The organism is Pseudoalteromonas sp. KG3, from assembly GCF_030436385.1.
Taxonomy (GTDB): Bacteria; Pseudomonadota; Gammaproteobacteria; order Enterobacterales; family Alteromonadaceae; genus Pseudoalteromonas; species Pseudoalteromonas prydzensis.
In genome coordinates this window covers 870,779-888,759 of record NZ_CP098523.1, presented here as the reverse complement: position 1 = coordinate 888,759, position 17,981 = coordinate 870,779, and the positions used below count along the sequence as shown (strand labels likewise).

Genomic DNA, 17,981 nt, shown 5'->3' with positions numbered 1-17,981 from the left:
ACTATCAGACAAATTATCTGTTCAAATTGCTTTTTTCATCAACATTAAATAACACTTCATGCTCAAACTTAACTGGCGATATATTACACGCATCGGAGTTACTTGAACGCACGTGTAAACTGGGTATGTATAAAAGCTTTGGAAAACTTATCTCGGATCTGTATGATCAATTACCCAGAATGTGCATCACGAATGTTTTAATGTGTTAAAAAGCACCGTTGTTATTTGCAAATACATATTTGCGTCGGTGATTATCCCACTATTATAACTGTGTTAGCAACTAAAATTATTTTACTTAAATCAGTGATTAGGCAATGTCAGAAAAAACCGGCTTACAAGTATCTTTCGTCACGATTACCGAAGACCATTTAGGTCAACGGATTGATAACTTTCTTATTACCCATTTAAAAGGGGTGCCTAAAAGCGCTGTATATCGAATTCTTCGCAAAGGTGAGGTGCGTGTTAATAAAAAACGCATCAAACCTGTGTATAAATTGCAACTAGATGACATAGTGCGCATTCCGCCAATTAAAGTGGCTGAGCGTGAAGAGTTTGTGCCAAAAAACCTTGATGTAGTCACCAAGCTTGAAGACGCTATTTTATTTGAAGATAAATACCTAATGGTCATTAATAAACCGTCAGGTATGGCGGTTCATGGCGGCAGTGGCTTAAGCTATGGCTTAATTGAAGCATTACGCGTACTGCGCCCTGAAGAGCGTAGTTTAGAGTTAGTGCACCGTTTAGACCGTGACACCTCTGGCTGTTTGTTGATTGCGAAACGCCGGTCAGTGTTAACCAGCTTACACGAACAATTACGTGAAAAAACCATGGAAAAAAATTACTGGGCATTGGTTGACGGACAATGGGATTCAAAAGATAAAAACGTCACCGAAGGGCTGTTAAAAAACACCTTACAATCAGGTGAGCGCATTGTGCGTGTTAATAACACCGAAGGTAAGCCATCTCATACCCGCTTTAAAGTGCTTGAGCGTTTTGATGAATGCTCATTGGTACAAGCATCACCGGTTACTGGTCGTACGCACCAAATTCGTGTTCATACTCAGTGCCGTGGTCATGCAATTGCGTGTGATGATAAATACGGCAACCAAGCGTTTGATGCTGCAATGCGTAACATTGGTTTGAGTCGCTTATTTTTACACGCTCATGACTTGAGTTTCTATCATCCAAAAAATGAAACCACCATGCGCGTAGAAGCGCCACTGGATAAAGCTTTAGTTAATTGTATTAAAACATTACGCGCTGCTAAATCGTGAAATCGTATAAATTAGTAATATTTGATTGGGATGGCACTGTGATGGATTCAGTGCCTAAAATTGTTAACTGTATGCACCAATCGGCCTTAGCGTGTGGCGTAGCACCGCCAAGTGATGAGGCAATAAAAAAATATTATTGGGTTGTCATTAGAGTGTGCGGTGGCAACGTTGTTTACTGAGCATAAAACGCTTCATAGCGAGTTAATTGCAGGCTATAAACACCAATATAAACACTTAGATGTAACGCCAACACCGCTTTTTGCAGATGTTGAACAGACCTTAGCTGCGTTGCACGCGCAGGGCACACTATTAGCGGTGGCAACAGGTAAAGGCAGGGCAGGGTTAGAACGTTTGTTAGACGAAACCAAGCTTAGAAAGTATTTTGTCGCAACGCGCACCAGTGATGATGCGTTATCAAAACCCGCTCCTGACATGTTGTTGCAATTACTTTTAGAGCTTAATGTTAGCCATGCAGATGCGCTAATGATTGGTGACACTAAAATAGATATGGCAATGGCTAAAGCGGCCAACCTTGACCGCTTGGGTGTAACAATGGGGGTGCATAACGCGCTACAACTTAGCGGGTTTGCGCCTATTGCAACGGTTGACTCGTATCAACAATTACATGGGCTGTTAACTAACGCAGCTGAGCTTGTTGATTAAGTACATCTAAGCCAAACTCAGCCAATAACTGGTTGAGTTTGATAAGTGGTAAGCCGATTAAGCTGTTAGGGTCATCGCCGCTGAGCTTTTCAAATAAACAAATACCAAGGCCTTCACTTTTAAAGCTACCCGCGCAATTGTAAGGTTGCTCTGCATCGCAATAGGCACTTATTTGCCCCTGTGAGAGTGTTCTAAAGGTGACATTAAACGGCTCAACAAGGGTTTTTGTTTGATTGCTTTGAATGTCATACACACATAAGCCAGTTAAAAATGTCACGGTATTGCCACTAAATAAACTAAGTTGCTTTATGGCATTTTCTTTATTGTGCGGTTTACCTAAAATTTGCTGGTTGAACACCGCGACTTGATCAGAGCCGATCACTAAACCTTGGCTAAAATGTTGCACAGCGGCACGGGCTTTAAGCTCACTGAGACGTGCTACAAGCGCTGGTGGGGTTTCTTCTGGATCTGCTGTTTCGTCAACATCAGGTGAAAAAGTGCTAAAAGGTAGATTAAATTTTTGCAATAAAGACTGACGAAAGGGTGAACTTGAGGCTAAAATAAGTGGGTGCTGCATGGATGGCTTTCCTAATGAAAATCAGATTGAGTTAGGATAAATCAGATCCGTCGGCAAAACAAAGGAATGAATCGCGAAAAACCAGCTAAAAATGGTTTTTTACTTTGACTAACCAAGTAACTATCTATATGATGCAGCCCCTATGCAAAAGGTGAAAATTCCCATCACTCTTCATCCAGGCAAAGCAGCGCAACACCGTTTAAAGTATGACGGCATTGTCCCGCTTGAAAAACTTGTCCGTTTACGGGAAGTTGTGCAGGAAGAAGTAGGTGAAATAGCGGTAACAATTCATTGCAAAAACGATGAGCAAGGTTTCGCTGTGATTAGAGGCAATTTGTCCACACACGTAACTGTCACTTGTCAACGTTGTAATGGTGATTTAGGGTTGGATTTGGTTCAAGACTTTGTTTATTCCCCAGTAGCTGAGGATACAGAGTTAGATAATTTTCCAGAAGACTACGATGAAGTAGCAGTTGATGAAAATGGTGAAATTAACGTGTTCGATTTAATCGAAGACGAACTAATTTTAGCAGTGCCATTAGTAGCTACCCACAACGAAGCTTCATGCAGTTATTCAGCAAAGCCTGCCAGCTTTGGTGTATTAAAAGCGGAAGAGGATAAACCAAATCCATTTGATATTTTGAAACAACTTAAGAAAGATTCTTAGGAGAAGACTATGGCTGTACAAAAGAGCAAAAAGTCTCGTGCAAGACGCGGCATGCGCCGTTCACACGATGCGATCAGTGGTCCAACTTTAACTGTAGACCAAACATCTGGTGAGACTCATCGTCGTCATCACGTGACTGCAGATGGTTACTACAAAGGCGTTCAAGTAATTTCTAAATAAGAGATTGCTTTTATGCTGACCAATCTAACCATTGCGTTAGATATGATGGGGGGCGATTATGGCCCCCGTTCATCTCTCCCCGCAGCCGTTAACGCGGTAAATGCCAATGCCAACTTAAGACTCATCTTATGTGGCAATGAAAAAGTAATATCTAAAGAACTCGAGTCCCTCGATTCTCTTTCTCATCCTCGTCTCATTATTCGTCATTGCAGTGAAGTTGTAACAAATGGCTGTGAGCCGTCTACTGCTGTGCGATCAAAAAAAGATTCTTCCATGCGCGTTGCCCTTGATTTAGTTAAATCAGGCGAAGCACAAGCGTGCGTGAGTGCCGGAAATACCGGTGCATTGTTGTTCATGGCCCATTACGTATTGAAAATGCTGCCAGGCGTAAAACGCCCTGCATTAATATCGGCGGTGCCAACCGAGCGAAAAAACCCGGTTTACTTACTTGATTTAGGTGCTAACGTGCATTGTGATGCGCAAACCTTATATCAATTTGGCATTATGGGTTCCGTGGTGGCCGGACAAGCGCTGGGTTGCGATAATCCGAAAGTAAGCTTATTAAATATTGGCTCAGAAGACATTAAAGGCCATGAAGATATCAAACAAGCTGCGCAACTAATGCAGCAATGTGAGCATCTCAATTATATTGGTTACAGTGAAGGCAGCGATATTTTCACTGGTAAGTCAGATGTGATCGTCTGCGAAGGGTTTGTCGGTAATGTGGCGTTAAAAACCTGCGAAGGCATTGCCAAACTTATTATGTTTAAGCTTAGCAAAGCCCTGCAGAAGCATTTTTTCTATAAATGTTTGGCGTTTATGTTACAGCCAGTCATAAAAAAACTCTATAAACGGGTGAACCCCGACCAGTATAACGGCGCTTCTCTGGTAGGATTGCGCGGTATTGTCGTAAAAAGCCATGGAAATGCCTCAGCTAAAGCATTTCATGCTGCTATCGATGAAGCTGTCAGGGAAGTAGAACGTCAACTTCCTGAAAAAATAGCAGCTATCTTCGAGCAAACACATTCAACTAAAAAAGTCGCAACTGACGATTAATAACTTTGTCAGATGTGTACTTAAACATTTATTTATTTGTTTAATTAAAAGAGCAAAGTATGGCACAAAAAATTGCACTTGTTTTTCCAGGTCAGGGTTCCCAGTCAGTGGGTATGTTAAGTGAGCTTTTAGAGCAATCTGACGTTGTTAAAGCAACGTTTGCAGAAGCATCAGAAGCACTTGGTTATGATTTGGCTGCATTAGTACTTAATGGTCCAGAACAAGAATTAAATCAAACCCATCGAACGCAACCGGCATTATTAACAGCATCAGTTGCAATTTACCGCCAATGGCTTGCTGCAAATCCAGATGCAGATGTAACGATGGCAGGTCATAGTCTAGGCGAATATTCAGCGCTGGTTTGTGCAGATGTACTAAGCTTATCTCAAGCAGTAAAGCTGGTAGAAAACCGTGGTTTATACATGCAAGAAGCTGTGCCTGCAGGCATTGGCTCTATGGCTGCAATCATTGGTTTAGGTGATGACGAGATCAAAGCTGCATGCGACGCTTCAGCACAGGGCGAAGTTGTTGCACCAGTAAATTATAATTCTCCAGGTCAAGTTGTGATCGCAGGACATAAAGCCGCAGTAGACAGAGCATCAGAAGCGTGTAAAGAAGCCGGTGCAAAGCGTGCATTGCCTTTATCGGTAAGCGTGCCTTCACATTGTGAGTTAATGAAACCAGCGGCAGAAAAATTAGCTGCTGATTTAGCCGCTTTAACATTTAGTACACCTAAGTGTGATGTAATTAATAATGTTGATGTAACTGCTGCAAATTCAGCGGATGCAATTAAAGATGCTTTGGTTCGTCAATTATACAGCCCAGTACGTTGGACTGAAACAGTACAAGCATTGGTGGCACAAGGTATTACGCAAAGCTACGAGTTTGGCCCAGGTAAAGTGCTAACTGGCCTTGCTAAACGTATTGATAAAGCAATGGTGTGTGGCTCGGTAAATGATCAAGCCAGCATTGATGCAGCAAAATAAGAGTAGGAAACAATGGCAAATTTATTTTCATTAGAGGGCAAGGTTGTCCTTATTACTGGTGCAAGTCGCGGTATTGGTAAAGCAATCGCAACTATGCTGGTGGCGCAAGGTGCTAAAGTAGCCGGTACGGCAACAAGCGAGTCAGGCGCTGCAAATATCAGTGAGTATTTAGCTGAGAATGGTAAAGGTTATGCGCTTAACGTAACTGATCCTGCATCGATTGAGGCGACACTTGCAGCGATAAAAGCGGATTTAGGTGATATTGATGTATTAGTAAATAATGCCGGTATTACCCGTGATAATTTACTTATGCGCATGAAAGACGCTGAATGGGATGATATTATTGATACGAATTTAAGCTCTATTTTCCGTTTATCGAAGGCTGTGTTACGCCCGATGATGAAAAAGAAAAATGGCCGTATTATTAATATCGGTTCAGTTGTTGGTACAATGGGCAATGCAGGGCAAGCTAACTATGCAGCAGCTAAAGCGGGCGTAATTGGTTTTTCTAAGTCACTGGCACGTGAAGTTGCCTCTCGTGGCATTACTGTGAACGTAGTAGCGCCTGGTTTTATCCAAACAGATATGACCGATGAGCTTACAGATGAGCAAAAAGCAGCTACGCTTGCTAATGTGCCCGTTGGGCGTTTAGGTCAACCGGATGAAATTGCCGCAGCCGTATGCTATTTAGCATCTGATGCAGCCGCGTATGTGTCGGGTGAAACCCTGCATGTAAACGGTGCTATGTATATGGTATAGGAACTTTGTTCCTTTTTTGTTTTTAATAAGTTTGTCGAAAAATGTTGAATTTTTTGTGATCTTGCTTTAAACATACTTGAATTCGCATTGAAAATAAGCGATAAAAGACACAAATAACCCTCAAGAGGTTTGACCAGATAAATATTTATCAGCAAATCCTTGAATCACAGAATTATGCGCCGTAAACTACGCCGCAATCTGAAAATAACGCATTGGCGTTTTTAATAAAGGAAAGAAGAATGAGCGACATCCAAGAACGCGTAAAGAAAATCATCATTGAGCAACTAGGTGTTAAAGAAGAAGAAGTAAAGCATGAAGCTTCTTTCGTTGATGACTTAGGCGCCGATTCACTTGATACTGTTGAATTAGTAATGGCTCTTGAAGAAGAGTTTGACACTGAGATCCCAGATGAAGAAGCTGAAAAGATCACTACAGTACAAGCTGCAATCGATTACGTAACAGCTCACGCTGAGTAATCAATCGCAAATTAAGGGCAGCATTCGCTGCCCTTAATCTATCCATAATATGATACTAATTAATTTAGTACACACCCACCTAAAATAATAATTCCCTTATTGGAGGCAACCCGTGGCTAAACGTCGAGTCGTCGTAACTGGCTTAGGAATGTTGACACCGCTAGGTAACGATGTTGAATCAACCTGGCAAGGCTTGTTAAATGGCAAAAGTGGTATTCAGACTATCACGCATTTCGATACTTCAAGTTTTGGCACCAAATTCGCAGGCTTGCTGAATGATTTTGATGCATCTAACTATATGTCACCTAAAGATGCTAAAAAAATGGATTTGTTTATCCAATATGGCATAGCAGCGGGTGTGCAGGCATTACAAGATTCTGGCCTTGAGATCACAGAGCAAAACGCACCGCGCGTTGGTGTTGCTGTGGGTTCAGGCATTGGTGGTTTAACTTTGATTGAAGAGAACCACATAAAACTATTAAACAGTGGCCCACGTAAGCTTTCTCCTTTTTACGTGCCGTCGACCATTATCAATATGATCTCAGGTCATTTATCGATTATGCACGGTCTTCGTGGTCCAAATATTTCAATTGTGACAGCTTGTACTACAGGTTTGCACAATATCGGCCATGCGGCGCGTATGATTGCCTATGGCGATGCAGATGCTATGGTTGCCGGTGGCGCTGAAAAAGCATCGACACCGATTGGTATGGGTGGTTTTAATGCCGCTCGTGCTTTATCAACCCGTAACGATGACCCACAAGCAGCGTCTCGTCCATGGGACAAAGACCGTGATGGTTTTGTACTAGCAGATGGCGCAGGTGTGATCGTACTTGAAGAGTATGAACATGCCAAAGCTCGCGGTGCTAAAATCTACGCTGAGTTAGTTGGTTTTGGTATGAGTGGTGATGCGTATCACATGACGTCACCGCCTGAAGATGGTGCCGGTGCCGCACTTGCGATGGAAAATGCGCTCAATGATGCGGGTGTAAATGCTGAACAAGTGGGTTATATCAACGCTCACGGTACATCAACCAACGCCGGTGATAAAGCTGAAACCTCAGCGGTTAAAGCAATCTTTGGTAATGCCGCAAAAGATGTGATGGTGAGTTCATCTAAATCAATGATGGGTCACTTATTGGGGGCAGCAGGTTCTGTTGAATCAATAATCACGATTTTGTCATTACAAGAACAAAAGGTAACGCCAACAATTAACCTTGATAATCCTGACGAAGGTTGTGATCTGGACTATGTTCCACACACCGCTCGTGATGCGAAACTTGATTACGCATTATGTAACTCGTTTGGTTTTGGTGGTACTAATGGCTCGTTGCTATTTAAAAAGGTATAATCTTTTTTAACAACGAGACAAAATAATAGCCCAGTTGTGACTGGGCTTTTTTATATGCAAAAAAAACAAAAACCGATGCAAACAATTATATTTACAGATGCAACGAGCACCGTTAGTAATAAAGACCGCGGCCTAAATTATGGCGATGGTTTTTTTACGACCGCAAAAGTGCACAATGGCGAGGTTGAACACTGGCCGTTACATTGTGCACGCTTAGAAGAGTGTGCCGCACGGTTGGGTTTTGATGCGCTTGATATCACTGCATTAACGCAAGCCGTTAACGATTATATCCAATCAGTCTCTCTTGGTGTGTTAAAAATAGTTGTCACTCGTGGTGAAGGCGGACGAGGGTATGCATTGCCTGAACAACCGCAGACCACTATTTTGTTATCGCAGTTAGCTTTTCCGGCGCATTATAATCAGCAAGCACTGCAGGGGGTTAAACTTGCGGTCAGTCCTATAAAGCTCGCTTCACAGCCGTTACTTGCGGGTTTAAAAACCTTAAACCGCTTAGAGCAAGTGATGATCAAACGCGCGATGGAGGCGCAAACATGTGATGATGTGTTGGTCTGCGATTACCAGAATAATGTGATTGAAGCCTCTGCTGCGAATATTTTTGCCATTGACAATGGCCGTGTTGTCAGCCCAAATTTACAAAACTGTGGTATCAAAGGGGTTTATCTGCAATCACTGTGTGGTAAGTTGGAGATTGAATTTATTGATATTACCTTGCCCGAATTACTGCAAATGGATGCGGTGTATCTGTGTAACAGTTTAATGGCAATTGTGCCTGTCATCGCCATTGCTGATACTGAGTTTGATTTAACAACGAGTTTAAAACTATTGCATGGTTTATTAGCCAAGGAGTCTGCGTGTTAAGAGTGATTATCTCTATTGTGTTGTTAGCGTTGCTGGTCACAGGCATTGGTTATCAGCAATTACAAAGCACTATCAACAGTACACTCACTGCCCCAGCGAGTACGTTCTTTGAAGTTAAAAAAGGCACGGGGTTTAATCAACTATGCCAACAGTGGCTGGCTAAAAAGTGGCTAGAAGGGTGTTTTCGTTATCAAGTCCTTGCCAAGCTTGATCCTAGCTTGACCGATTTAAAAGCAGGTTTATATCAGCTTGATGAGGGCACTGTACTTGATAATATTCGTCGTATTAATCAAGGCCAACAAGTGAGCTTTAGTTTCACTATTATTGAAGGTCAAACCTTGCGTGATGTGCTGAGCAATATAAAATTAGCCCCACATCTGCAGCAAAATCTACAGGCAACGGAGCTTGGCGTGCAAATTACCGGTGTTGAACAGCATTTAGAGGGCTGGTTGTTTCCTGACACCTATCATTATCATGCCAATGATTCTGCCAGTAGTGTATTAAAGCGTGCCTATCAAAAAATGCAGAGCGTACTTGATGATGCGTGGTCGCAAAGAGCAGACGTATTACCGTATGAAAACCAATATCAGGCGTTGATCTTAGCGTCAATTATTGAAAAAGAAACCGGCCTTGCTAGTGAACGACCATTGATTGCGTCAGTATTTAGTAATCGCTTAAACGCTAATATGCGTTTACAAACTGATCCTACCGTTATTTATGGTTTAGGCGAAGATTTCGATGGTGACATTAAACGTAAAGATTTAACAACTTATACGCCGTATAACACATACAGAATAAATGGTTTACCGCCAACACCGATTGCCATGCCATCAAAAGCGGCAATTTTAGCGGCTGTTAATCCCCCTGAATCTGACTATGTGTATTTTGTTGCAAAAGGTGATGGCAGCCATCAGTTTTCGAAAACCTTAAAAGAACATAATAAAGCAGTACAAGATTATTTACGTTATCAAAAGCAGTTAAGTAAATTAGATTAAAGAATTTAAAACTATAAAGAGAGATCATGACAGCAGCAAAATTTATTGTGATTGAAGGCCTTGAAGGTGCTGGAAAATCAACGGCAATTGCTATTTGCCAACAATTTTTAGCACAACACAATATTGACTTTGTTAATGTGCGTGAGCCTGGCGGCACCCCGATTGCTGAAGCGCTGCGTACTATCGTTAAAAACAGCCACGATGAAGACATTGCCAGCGAAACAGAGCTATTACTAATGTATGCTGCTCGCTCGCAACTATTGCATAATGTAATTCGCCCTGCGCTTGCACAAGGGCAGTGGGTATTAGGAGATCGCCACGATCTTTCATCACAAGCTTATCAAGGTGGCGGTAGAGAAATTGCTGCAAGCACGTTAGCTGCTCTTGGCGATATTGTATTAAAAGGTTTAAAACCTGATCTGACAATTTATTTAGATATTGACCCCGCAGAAGGCCTTGCCCGTGCTAAAGGCCGTGGTGAACTTGATAGAATCGAAAAGCAAGCATTAAGCTTCTTTGAGCGAACCAGAGCGCGCTATTTAGAAATTGCCAATAATGATGAGCGTATTAAAACAGTTAATGCAGGGCAGAGTATGGAGCAAGTCCACCAAGACATCATCGCAGTGCTTGAGCAATTCGTAAAAAGTAACCCTTAATATGATTTATCCTTGGCTTGACGATGTTCATCAGCAACTAAATACTAGCTTTAATGCTGGGCGCTTTCATCATGGGCAATTATTTAATGGCCAACAAGGTGTGGGTAAACGCGCCTTAGTTGAACAACTGGCCAATGCATTGCTGTGTGCTTCAGCGCAAAATTTAGTGGCGTGCGGACACTGTAAAAGCTGCCAGTTAAATCAAGCAGCTACTCATCCTGATAAATATACTGTACAAGCCGATGGACAAAGTATTGGGGTTGACGATATCCGTAATGTCAGTGACTTCATGCATCAATCTGCGGCGCAAAATGCGAATAAAGTCGTGGTGATCAATGATTGTCATAAAATGACCACAGCGGCTGCGAATGCACTATTAAAGACTTTAGAAGAGCCAAGCCCACAACGGTTTTTATTATTAACTACCAATGCGACTGCACAATTACCTGCCACTATTTTAAGTCGCTGTGCGCTTAGTGAAGTGAAAGTCCAAGATAGTCATGTTGCGATGCAGTGGATTGCTCAATTAAACGTACCTGCTTATCCATGGTTAAACTTGTTTAGCCATCAGCCGTTACTAGTTGCTCGTTGGCAACAGGAAGAGCAGCTTGAGGTAATTGATCAACTTTATAAATTTGCAACTGAGTTAAAACAAGGCCATAATTTCAGTGCGTTAGTCGATATTATTAGTAAAGATAATGAACGTGTTCGCGTATTTAACTTATTTTTAAGCGAGCAATTAAAACAACAACTGCTCACTGGGATGGATTTTGACTCGTACCAAAATGCACAAAACGCATTAGCCGAGTTTGTGCAAAATACCACTGAGATACTCGGACTGAATCTGCCATTGGCAGTTTCGCGTTTAGGGTACCGTTTACGTAACAGCATTAAGTAGGATTGATTGTGCAAGAATTATTAGTCGATATAGATGATTTAGATGAGTTATACCGCTGTTATATGCCGTATTTAAAAACAGGTGGCTTATTTGTGCGTACTAATATGCGTTATGAAATGGGGCATTCGCTCGCACTCAAAGTTACTTTGCCTGATGCGCTTGAAGATGATGTGATTACAGGCAAAGTTGCTTGGATCACTCCGCAAGGTGCACAGAGCTCAAACCCACCAGGTATCGGGATCAGTTTTATTGATGATAAAACAAACCTGAATGCGAAGATCGAAAAACTACTAGGGACTATGTTAAACTCTGGTAATCCAACTTATACCATGTAGTAAGCAGTACCGTGATTGTAGATTCTCATTGCCATTTAGACCGTCTCGATTTTGATAAACTCGATTTAAACTTAGACCAAGTACTTGATAATGCCAGAGCAAAGCAAGTAGAGCACTTTTTATGTGTGAGCGTAACTCTTGATCAATTCCCAAGTATGCTGGAAAAAATTAACGGCTACAGTGATGTCTCTGCATCATGTGGCGTTCATCCGCTGGATCAAAAAGACGCACTTGATAAACAACGCTTAATTGATTTAGCCAGCCATGAAAAAGTAGTGGCTATCGGTGAAACGGGGCTTGATTATTATTATGCAAAAGACACCCATGCAGTGCAGCAAGCCAGTTTTGTCGGCCATATTGAGGTGGCTAACGAGTTACAAAAGCCGTTGATCATTCATACTCGCGATGCCCGCGAAGATACCATCAATTTAATGCGTGAGCATAACGCTGAAAACTGCGGTGGTGTGCTTCATTGTTTTACAGAAGATTGGGCGATGGCAAAAAAGGCCATTGACTTAGGTTTTTATATTTCTATTTCAGGTATCGTTACTTTTAAAAATGCTGTTGAACTAAAAGACGTGGTTAAGAAAATCCCCCTTGATAGGCTGTTAATTGAAACGGATTCACCGTATTTAGCGCCGGTACCTTATCGTGGTAAAACCAATCAGCCAGCCTATGTGCAAGATGTTGCCTATTATATCGCCGAACTAAAAGGGATTAGTTATAAAGAGCTGGCCGAGGCGACGACTGCGAATTTTTATTCGTTATTTAATTTAGCAGCTAAAGGCTAATTAGCGTATGAGTACAGCATCACTCCCAGAACTATTAATGGGGCCGATGGTGCGCCGTGCTGATACAAAAGGGGTGTGTTTTCAATTTGCTACTAGCACCCCTTCACAATACCGCATTGAGCTGGATAACTTTGATACCTATAGTGAACAGCACTGCATCGCGCTTGGTAGTAAACTGTTTTTGCATTTCATTGTATTAAAATCGATTAATGAAAATCTACCGACGGATGAATTGCTTAGCTATCGCTTATATAACGATAAGCAGCAAGTTGATCTCAGCCATTTTTGTTATGATGGCAAGGCAACCCCAGAGTTTGTGATCCCGCAAACACTTGAGCAGATATTTCACGGCTCGTGTCGTAATCCGCATCACCCAGCGCAAGATAGCCTAGTTGCAGCACAGCGTTGGCAAGCAGCGCAGCGCACGCAAGGTAAAGCCGGTGCTGATATTTTACTGTTGTCGGGCGATCAAGTGTATGCCGATGATGTTGCAGGCGCGATGTTAATTGCCATATATCGGCTGATTGAATTACTGGGCATTTACAAAGAGCAGCCTCTGGATATTGCACTGCCAGAGCAGCTCTCAGAGCAACTTTATCAACGTCATCTATTTTTGCCTAAAGTTCCATGGCAACAGCGCAGCAAAATTGGTGTCGGGTATTGGTTAAAAAAAGATGAACCGCATTTTTCTAGTTTAAAAGCAGTCAATCACTTAGTCTCATTTGAAGAATTTATCGCGCTGTACTTGCTTAATTTCAGCCCCATTGCTTGGTCGTTGATTGATTTAGAGTCAATTAGTTATCAGGCTAAAACAGCTAAATGCCAACAACTGTTTGAGAGTGAAAAACAGGCATTAACTGAATTTAGTGAAGGGTTATACGAGGTACAGCGATTATTTGCTAATGTATCAACATTGATGATGTTTGACGATCATGATGTTACCGATGATTGGAATTTAACCGCAGGCTGGGAACAAGTAATTTACCAACATCCGGTGAGTCGGCGTATTGTTAATAATGGTTTGATCAGCTATTGGTTGATGCAAGGTTTTGGTAATGACGCCGGGGTTAAAACAGCAGCATTAGTTGATGACTTTAAAGCCTGTTTAAGCAGTCAACAGCAATGGCACTTTAATACATTTGATAAAACCGTATTGGACTTTAATCATTGGCACTATGAGCTCAATACAGTGCCTAAAGTGGTGGTACTGGATACACGTACGCACCGTTGGCGTAATGAACAAAATTTTAATGAGCCATCTGGCTTACTGGATTGGGAACGCCTCACTGAGCTTGAAAATAGTCTGCTAACCCATGAGCAAGTGATCATAGTGTCGCCTGCGCCAGTATTCGGGGTGAAATCAATAGAAGCTATCCAAGCGTTATTTAATATGTGTGGCCAGCCTTTGCTGGTCGATGTAGAAAACTGGATGGCTCACGAAGGTTCGGCAAAAAAATTACTCGATACTTTTCGTCGCGATGATACCCCAAAAGAAACACTGATTTTATCCGGCGATGTCCATTACTCATTTTGTTTTTCAGTACAAAAACGCTTTGGCAAACACTCAAACCGCATTTGGCAGCTCACTGCCAGTGGCATCAAAAACGAGTTTCCTCGTAAATTAATTAATATTCTTGATAAGCTCGACTCGATTTTATATGCCCCGAAAAGTCCGCTAAACTTTTTTACTAAGCGTTGGCACATGGAGGTTGATAAACATCAAACGAAGGGCGATGGACAAAAGTATTTAGTGAGTGATGCAGCAATCAGTTTGATTGATCTAAAAGCTGGTAAGTTGGCACGCTATCAACTTATTCATGCTGATAGCCGCACCACAGAGTTTGATTTAAACGATAATTAAGTTATTTTTTACGGTTAGCTTTAACGTAATCACCCACATTACTGACGGTATCAATCCAGTATCCATTGTCAGGGTCTTGTAGATACACAAGCAACTGCTCGAGCACTTTAGCATCTGTGGTGTATTGATCTCCTTTACCAATCTCATGGCCTGCTAAAATTAACCAAGCATTATTTTCGCGAAGTTGTTCTAACATAGTGATGATCTCAGCAAAGCTCAAGCCGTCAATTCTTAGCCCGGTTAACTGTGCAAAATCGGTAAAATTTGGGTTATTTGCAGATTCATCTAACCAAGTGCGGCCACTATCAAAATGCTTGGCAATAATTGGCACATAACTTTTAGTATTAATCCCGCGGCCAACAAAGGTGTTACCGCAAGGGTAGGCAAAAGCGCGCGTGTGACGCAGAGTTGCTCTTTTATGTGAGAATATCATTTTCAAGCCAAGCTAGGGTGGTTTCTTCCAGTGATAGGTTTTGCTTACGTAACCATTCAAAGTTACCAGTACAGACATGACTGCTGGTATGGTTTGCAATTTCATGGCCCGATTTTACAGCGTCTTGCCATTTAGTTAGACGTTCTTTAACGTTAAAAGGGGAAACATAAAAAGTGGCTTTAACTTGGTGTTTGTCCAAAATTGCAGTGCCCACATCAACCTGACTGTGGCGGGCATCATCAAACGTAATGCTGATCGCATTATGTGCTTTACCTGGATACTGGAAACCAAGGTATAGGCTGGAATCTTTAGCAAAGCTTGCGTTACTGACAAATAGTGCAGCCATTGTAATGATTGAAAGTTGTTTAAGCATAGCAGGTCATCGTTATTGTTTTTACGCATTATAGAAACAATAAATGAGTGTAAAAGCAATTGATTATCATAAATTACGACTATTAGATAATGGCAAAAAAACGCCCAGAACGAATCCGCATTGTTCTGGGCTTAGGGGATGGCTCTAGTGAGCCTGCGCTAACTTTAAAAACACCTTCTAAATTCATTAAGGGAGAAGTAGAAAGTATTATTAAGTGTAGTTAACAGATGTAAAAATGCCCAATAATTGATGAAATTTTATACTGTTTATAAAACAGCTATTTGCGTCAAAATTTCCCGAGCAGTATGAATTTTATCCATCATTTGTAGGCAGCTTATGCACAGCTTATTCTCACCAAGTTATTAACTGATTATTTTGTACCAGATCCCGCGGTAGGGAATTTTTAATTTTATTTTTTTGCCATTTACCCAGCCCGATAGGGCAGCCACATAAGGTTAAAACTACTTCACCTAAGGCGTTGGTGGGTTTATCTAAGCGAATATCTTTGCCTTGAAAATAATCATTAGCTTGCTGATCAGTCAGTGCGAAGGTATTAAGTTTACAACGATCGCCAAACACAGTGGCAAATTCGTGATTTAGCCGTACGCCATTTTTATGGAGCATGCCAAGCTGGATCCCTAAACGCGCGTACTTTATTTTATTTTCAATGGCAGCAAACTCTTCTGGAAACAACCACAGCTCTTTATCCCGTTGCATTAACGAACCGCTCAGCGCCGTGATGCCAAATTGCTTTTTTAATTCAGCGTAAAAAGCCTGGCTGGGCTTTTTGTCAAACGGCTGAAACGGAAATGCACCTTTTTTAATTTTTTGATTGGGGTTGTCGCAGCTGGCAAGCTTTTTAAATTTAGCAATAAAAAACCCTTCACTGTCGAATGTTTGCGGCCAAACATGTAAATAACCCTCAGCTGTTGTGGCACGCTCAGCACCTGCAAATAAGTTATCTAAGGGTTGCACGGCCAATTGCTCAGGAAACTCATTTAAAAGGTACTCACACACTTGTTGGTTTTCAAGCGGTGTCAATGTGCAGGTTGAATAGACTAACGTGCCACCTGGTTTTAATGCATAAAAGGCACTTTTGATCAGATCCTTTTGTACTTTTGCGATATCAATATTTGATTCGATTGACCAGTTTTTTAACGCATCTGCGTCTTTGCGCACGGTACCTTCGCCTGAGCAGGGGGCGTCGAGTAAAATACTGTCAAAGCATTCAAACATGTAGTCGCCAAAAATCACTCCATCAAAATGCGATAAGGCACAATTACCCACCCCCATGCGTTTTAAGGTGGCACTGAGTACTTTTAACCGTGATGACGATAATTCATTGGCAACCAGTACGCCTTGGTTATCCATTAGTGCAGCGAGCTGTGAGGTTTTAGAACCTGGCGCCGAGGCCATATCAAGTACATGCTGTGCCTGGGCTAATGACTCTTTTAGTGCCATAGGTGGCAACATGGAGCTTGCTTCTTGCACATACATAGCCCCACTTAAATGTAAATCGGTATTACCCAGTGCCAGCGCTTGTTCTTCCTCTGCTGGGCGCTCTAACCAAAAACCTTCTTCGCACCAAGGCACAGGTGTTAACTGCCAGCCTTTTTGTTCAGCAATACGTTTAAATTCAGCAACCGACATTTTTAAGGTATTGACACGAATTGATTTACGCAGTGGCCTGCGACAGGCACTAATAAAATCAGCAAGATCCAAGTGCTCAGGTATATAGGTGTTTACGTCATCGATAAAATGCTGGGGAATATACGTGTTGGCGTCCAAGACTAAGCTCACAGATAAAAATAAAAGCGCATTTTAGCACTTTTAACGCACAAGAGCAGCGCCTGAGTAGAGATTTTAATAGTGCTTGCTATGTCGACAGTTTTCTTGGTTTACGGTATTTAACGGCCAAGTTAACCATTATAAATTTAAGTTATGTCGACAATAATTGTGTTTTTGTGATTTTTCTGCTGAATTAGGCTTGACTCTGTTAGCACGAACTACCATAGTGTCAATACGAATTGTCGACAATCTTAAAGAAGTGATTAATGACCCAAGATGCTTTTAGCGAAACACTCATTACCACAGCCTCAGATCAAGTGTTTGTAGATATGCGCCGTGAGATAGTTGAGGGTAGCATTGAGCAAGGTAGCAAAATTTCTGAGCCGGAGCTGGCAAAGCGTTATGGCGTAAGCCGTGCCACATTACGCGAAGCATTAAACCGCCTTGAAAGTTGTTACTTGGTTGAGCGAAAAGCCAATGTAGGATGTCGGGTTGTTGCCTTGACCGCTGAGCGGTTAATCGAAGTATACCAAGTACGCAGCGCCCTTGAAGGCTTAGCCTGTCGTTTAGCTGCCGACAATATGGCACCCGATGAAGTGCAAAGTTTAAAACAATTACTTAATCAGCATTTACAAACTCAGCGAGTCAAAGAAGGTGAGTCTTACTACCAAGAAGCGGGCGATTTAGATTTTCATTACCGGATTATTAAAGGCAGTAAAAATGACCACCTTATTCATTTATTGAGTAACGGGCTTTATCAGTTAATTCGTATGTATCGGGTGCAAATGGGCATGGTTGGGCCGCGCGTATCAAAAGCGTTTGATGAGCATTTAGCGATTATCAATGCGATTGAAAATCACGATGGTGAGCTGGCTGAGTTATTAATGAAGCGCCATATCAGTGCATCGCAAGCCAACATACAAACAAAATTTAACTTACATGCCGCGCAAAATGAGCGCGCAGAGCAGTAAAAACGTCATATT

At 41.9% G+C, this 17,981-nt stretch carries 20 protein-coding genes and 1 pseudogene; 17 read left to right on the top strand and 4 right to left on the bottom strand.

The window, feature by feature from the left end:
• Nucleotides 1-314 precede the first annotated feature (314 nt).
• Nucleotides 315-1,274: a 23S rRNA pseudouridine(955/2504/2580) synthase RluC gene (rluC, locus tag NDQ71_RS04350; protein WP_192542090.1), complete on the top strand. Its 960-nt coding sequence runs from the start codon at nucleotides 315-317 to the stop codon at nucleotides 1,272-1,274.
• A gap of 41 nt (nucleotides 1,275-1,315) precedes the next feature.
• Nucleotides 1,316-1,937: pseudogene (locus NDQ71_RS04345) on the top strand (HAD-IA family hydrolase).
• Here NDQ71_RS04345 and NDQ71_RS04340 read toward each other — a convergent pair.
• On the bottom strand, nucleotides 1,912-2,514 hold the full coding sequence (locus NDQ71_RS04340; RefSeq protein ID WP_192542091.1) for a nucleoside triphosphate pyrophosphatase: 603 nt from the start codon (nucleotides 2,512-2,514) through the stop codon (nucleotides 1,912-1,914). The pseudogene NDQ71_RS04345 and the gene NDQ71_RS04340 sit on opposite strands and share 26 nt — an antisense overlap.
• A 142-nt stretch (nucleotides 2,515-2,656) precedes the next feature.
• Between NDQ71_RS04340 and yceD the strand changes: the two genes are divergently transcribed.
• From yceD to NDQ71_RS04270, 14 genes are all read left to right on the top strand, one after another.
• The gene (gene yceD / locus NDQ71_RS04335) at nucleotides 2,657-3,181 is read left to right on the top strand and encodes a 23S rRNA accumulation protein YceD (protein WP_301562317.1); all 525 of its coding nucleotides are present in this window, start codon (nucleotides 2,657-2,659) and stop codon (nucleotides 3,179-3,181) included.
• A gap of 9 nt (nucleotides 3,182-3,190) precedes the next feature.
• Nucleotides 3,191-3,361 (top strand): 50S ribosomal protein L32, encoded by a 171-nt coding sequence (gene rpmF / locus NDQ71_RS04330; protein WP_002962381.1) that lies wholly within the window; start codon nucleotides 3,191-3,193, stop codon nucleotides 3,359-3,361.
• 12 nt (nucleotides 3,362-3,373) lie between these two features.
• Nucleotides 3,374-4,417 carry a phosphate acyltransferase PlsX gene (plsX, locus tag NDQ71_RS04325; RefSeq protein ID WP_301562316.1) on the top strand — a complete coding sequence of 348 codons (1,044 nt, stop codon included), beginning with the start codon at nucleotides 3,374-3,376 and terminating at the stop codon, nucleotides 4,415-4,417.
• Nucleotides 4,418-4,476: 59 nt separating this feature from the next.
• Entirely contained in the window at nucleotides 4,477-5,403 is a 927-nt protein-coding gene (gene fabD / locus NDQ71_RS04320; RefSeq protein WP_301562315.1) for an ACP S-malonyltransferase, read from the top strand.
• 12 nt (nucleotides 5,404-5,415) lie between these two features.
• Nucleotides 5,416-6,162, top strand: a complete 747-nt coding sequence (gene fabG, locus NDQ71_RS04315) for a 3-oxoacyl-ACP reductase FabG (protein ID WP_192542095.1) — start codon at nucleotides 5,416-5,418, stop codon at nucleotides 6,160-6,162.
• Between the two features lie 239 nt (nucleotides 6,163-6,401).
• Nucleotides 6,402-6,638, top strand: a complete 237-nt coding sequence (acpP, locus tag NDQ71_RS04310; RefSeq protein WP_016707440.1) for an acyl carrier protein — start codon at nucleotides 6,402-6,404, stop codon at nucleotides 6,636-6,638.
• Between the two features lie 112 nt (nucleotides 6,639-6,750).
• A complete protein-coding gene (gene fabF / locus NDQ71_RS04305; protein WP_064667064.1) occupies nucleotides 6,751-7,989 on the top strand; it encodes a beta-ketoacyl-ACP synthase II in 1,239 nt (412 codons plus the stop codon).
• 75 nt (nucleotides 7,990-8,064) lie between these two features.
• Entirely contained in the window at nucleotides 8,065-8,868 is an 804-nt protein-coding gene (pabC, locus tag NDQ71_RS04300; protein WP_301562649.1) for an aminodeoxychorismate lyase, read from the top strand.
• Nucleotides 8,862-9,863, top strand: coding sequence for an endolytic transglycosylase MltG (mltG, locus tag NDQ71_RS04295; protein ID WP_301562314.1), 1,002 nt, complete (start codon nucleotides 8,862-8,864; stop codon nucleotides 9,861-9,863). Before pabC ends, mltG begins: the two co-directional genes overlap by 7 nt.
• A 26-nt stretch (nucleotides 9,864-9,889) precedes the next feature.
• Nucleotides 9,890-10,519 (top strand): dTMP kinase, encoded by a 630-nt coding sequence (gene tmk / locus NDQ71_RS04290; protein WP_301562313.1) that lies wholly within the window; start codon nucleotides 9,890-9,892, stop codon nucleotides 10,517-10,519.
• Nucleotide 10,520: 1 nt separating this feature from the next.
• A complete protein-coding gene (gene holB, locus NDQ71_RS04285) occupies nucleotides 10,521-11,417 on the top strand; it encodes a DNA polymerase III subunit delta' (RefSeq protein WP_301562312.1) in 897 nt (298 codons plus the stop codon).
• A gap of 8 nt (nucleotides 11,418-11,425) precedes the next feature.
• Nucleotides 11,426-11,752: a PilZ domain-containing protein gene (locus NDQ71_RS04280; RefSeq protein WP_016707434.1), complete on the top strand. Its 327-nt coding sequence runs from the start codon at nucleotides 11,426-11,428 to the stop codon at nucleotides 11,750-11,752.
• 11 nt (nucleotides 11,753-11,763) lie between these two features.
• Nucleotides 11,764-12,543: a TatD family hydrolase gene (locus NDQ71_RS04275; RefSeq protein WP_301562311.1), complete on the top strand. Its 780-nt coding sequence runs from the start codon at nucleotides 11,764-11,766 to the stop codon at nucleotides 12,541-12,543.
• 7 nt (nucleotides 12,544-12,550) lie between these two features.
• Complete coding sequence (locus NDQ71_RS04270) at nucleotides 12,551-14,404, top strand: metallophosphatase (protein ID WP_301562310.1); 1,854 nt, start codon at nucleotides 12,551-12,553, stop codon at nucleotides 14,402-14,404.
• 1 nt (nucleotide 14,405) lies between these two features.
• On the opposite strand, the gene NDQ71_RS04265 is transcribed toward NDQ71_RS04270, so the two are convergent.
• The 3 genes from NDQ71_RS04265 to rsmF all read right to left on the bottom strand — a co-directional run bounded on the left by NDQ71_RS04265 (nucleotide 14,406) and on the right by rsmF (nucleotide 16,998).
• Entirely contained in the window at nucleotides 14,406-14,837 is a 432-nt protein-coding gene (locus NDQ71_RS04265; protein ID WP_225736658.1) for a hypothetical protein, read from the bottom strand.
• Complete coding sequence (locus tag NDQ71_RS04260; protein WP_225736659.1) at nucleotides 14,821-15,210, bottom strand: polysaccharide deacetylase family protein; 390 nt, start codon at nucleotides 15,208-15,210, stop codon at nucleotides 14,821-14,823. The genes NDQ71_RS04265 and NDQ71_RS04260 overlap by 17 nt, the downstream gene beginning before the upstream one ends.
• A 351-nt stretch (nucleotides 15,211-15,561) precedes the next feature.
• A complete protein-coding gene (gene rsmF / locus NDQ71_RS04255; RefSeq protein WP_192542102.1) occupies nucleotides 15,562-16,998 on the bottom strand; it encodes a 16S rRNA (cytosine(1407)-C(5))-methyltransferase RsmF in 1,437 nt (478 codons plus the stop codon).
• 266 nt (nucleotides 16,999-17,264) lie between these two features.
• Between rsmF and NDQ71_RS04250 the strand changes: the two genes are divergently transcribed.
• Nucleotides 17,265-17,969, top strand: coding sequence for a GntR family transcriptional regulator (locus tag NDQ71_RS04250; protein WP_192542103.1), 705 nt, complete (start codon nucleotides 17,265-17,267; stop codon nucleotides 17,967-17,969).
• Nucleotides 17,970-17,981 lie beyond the last annotated feature (12 nt).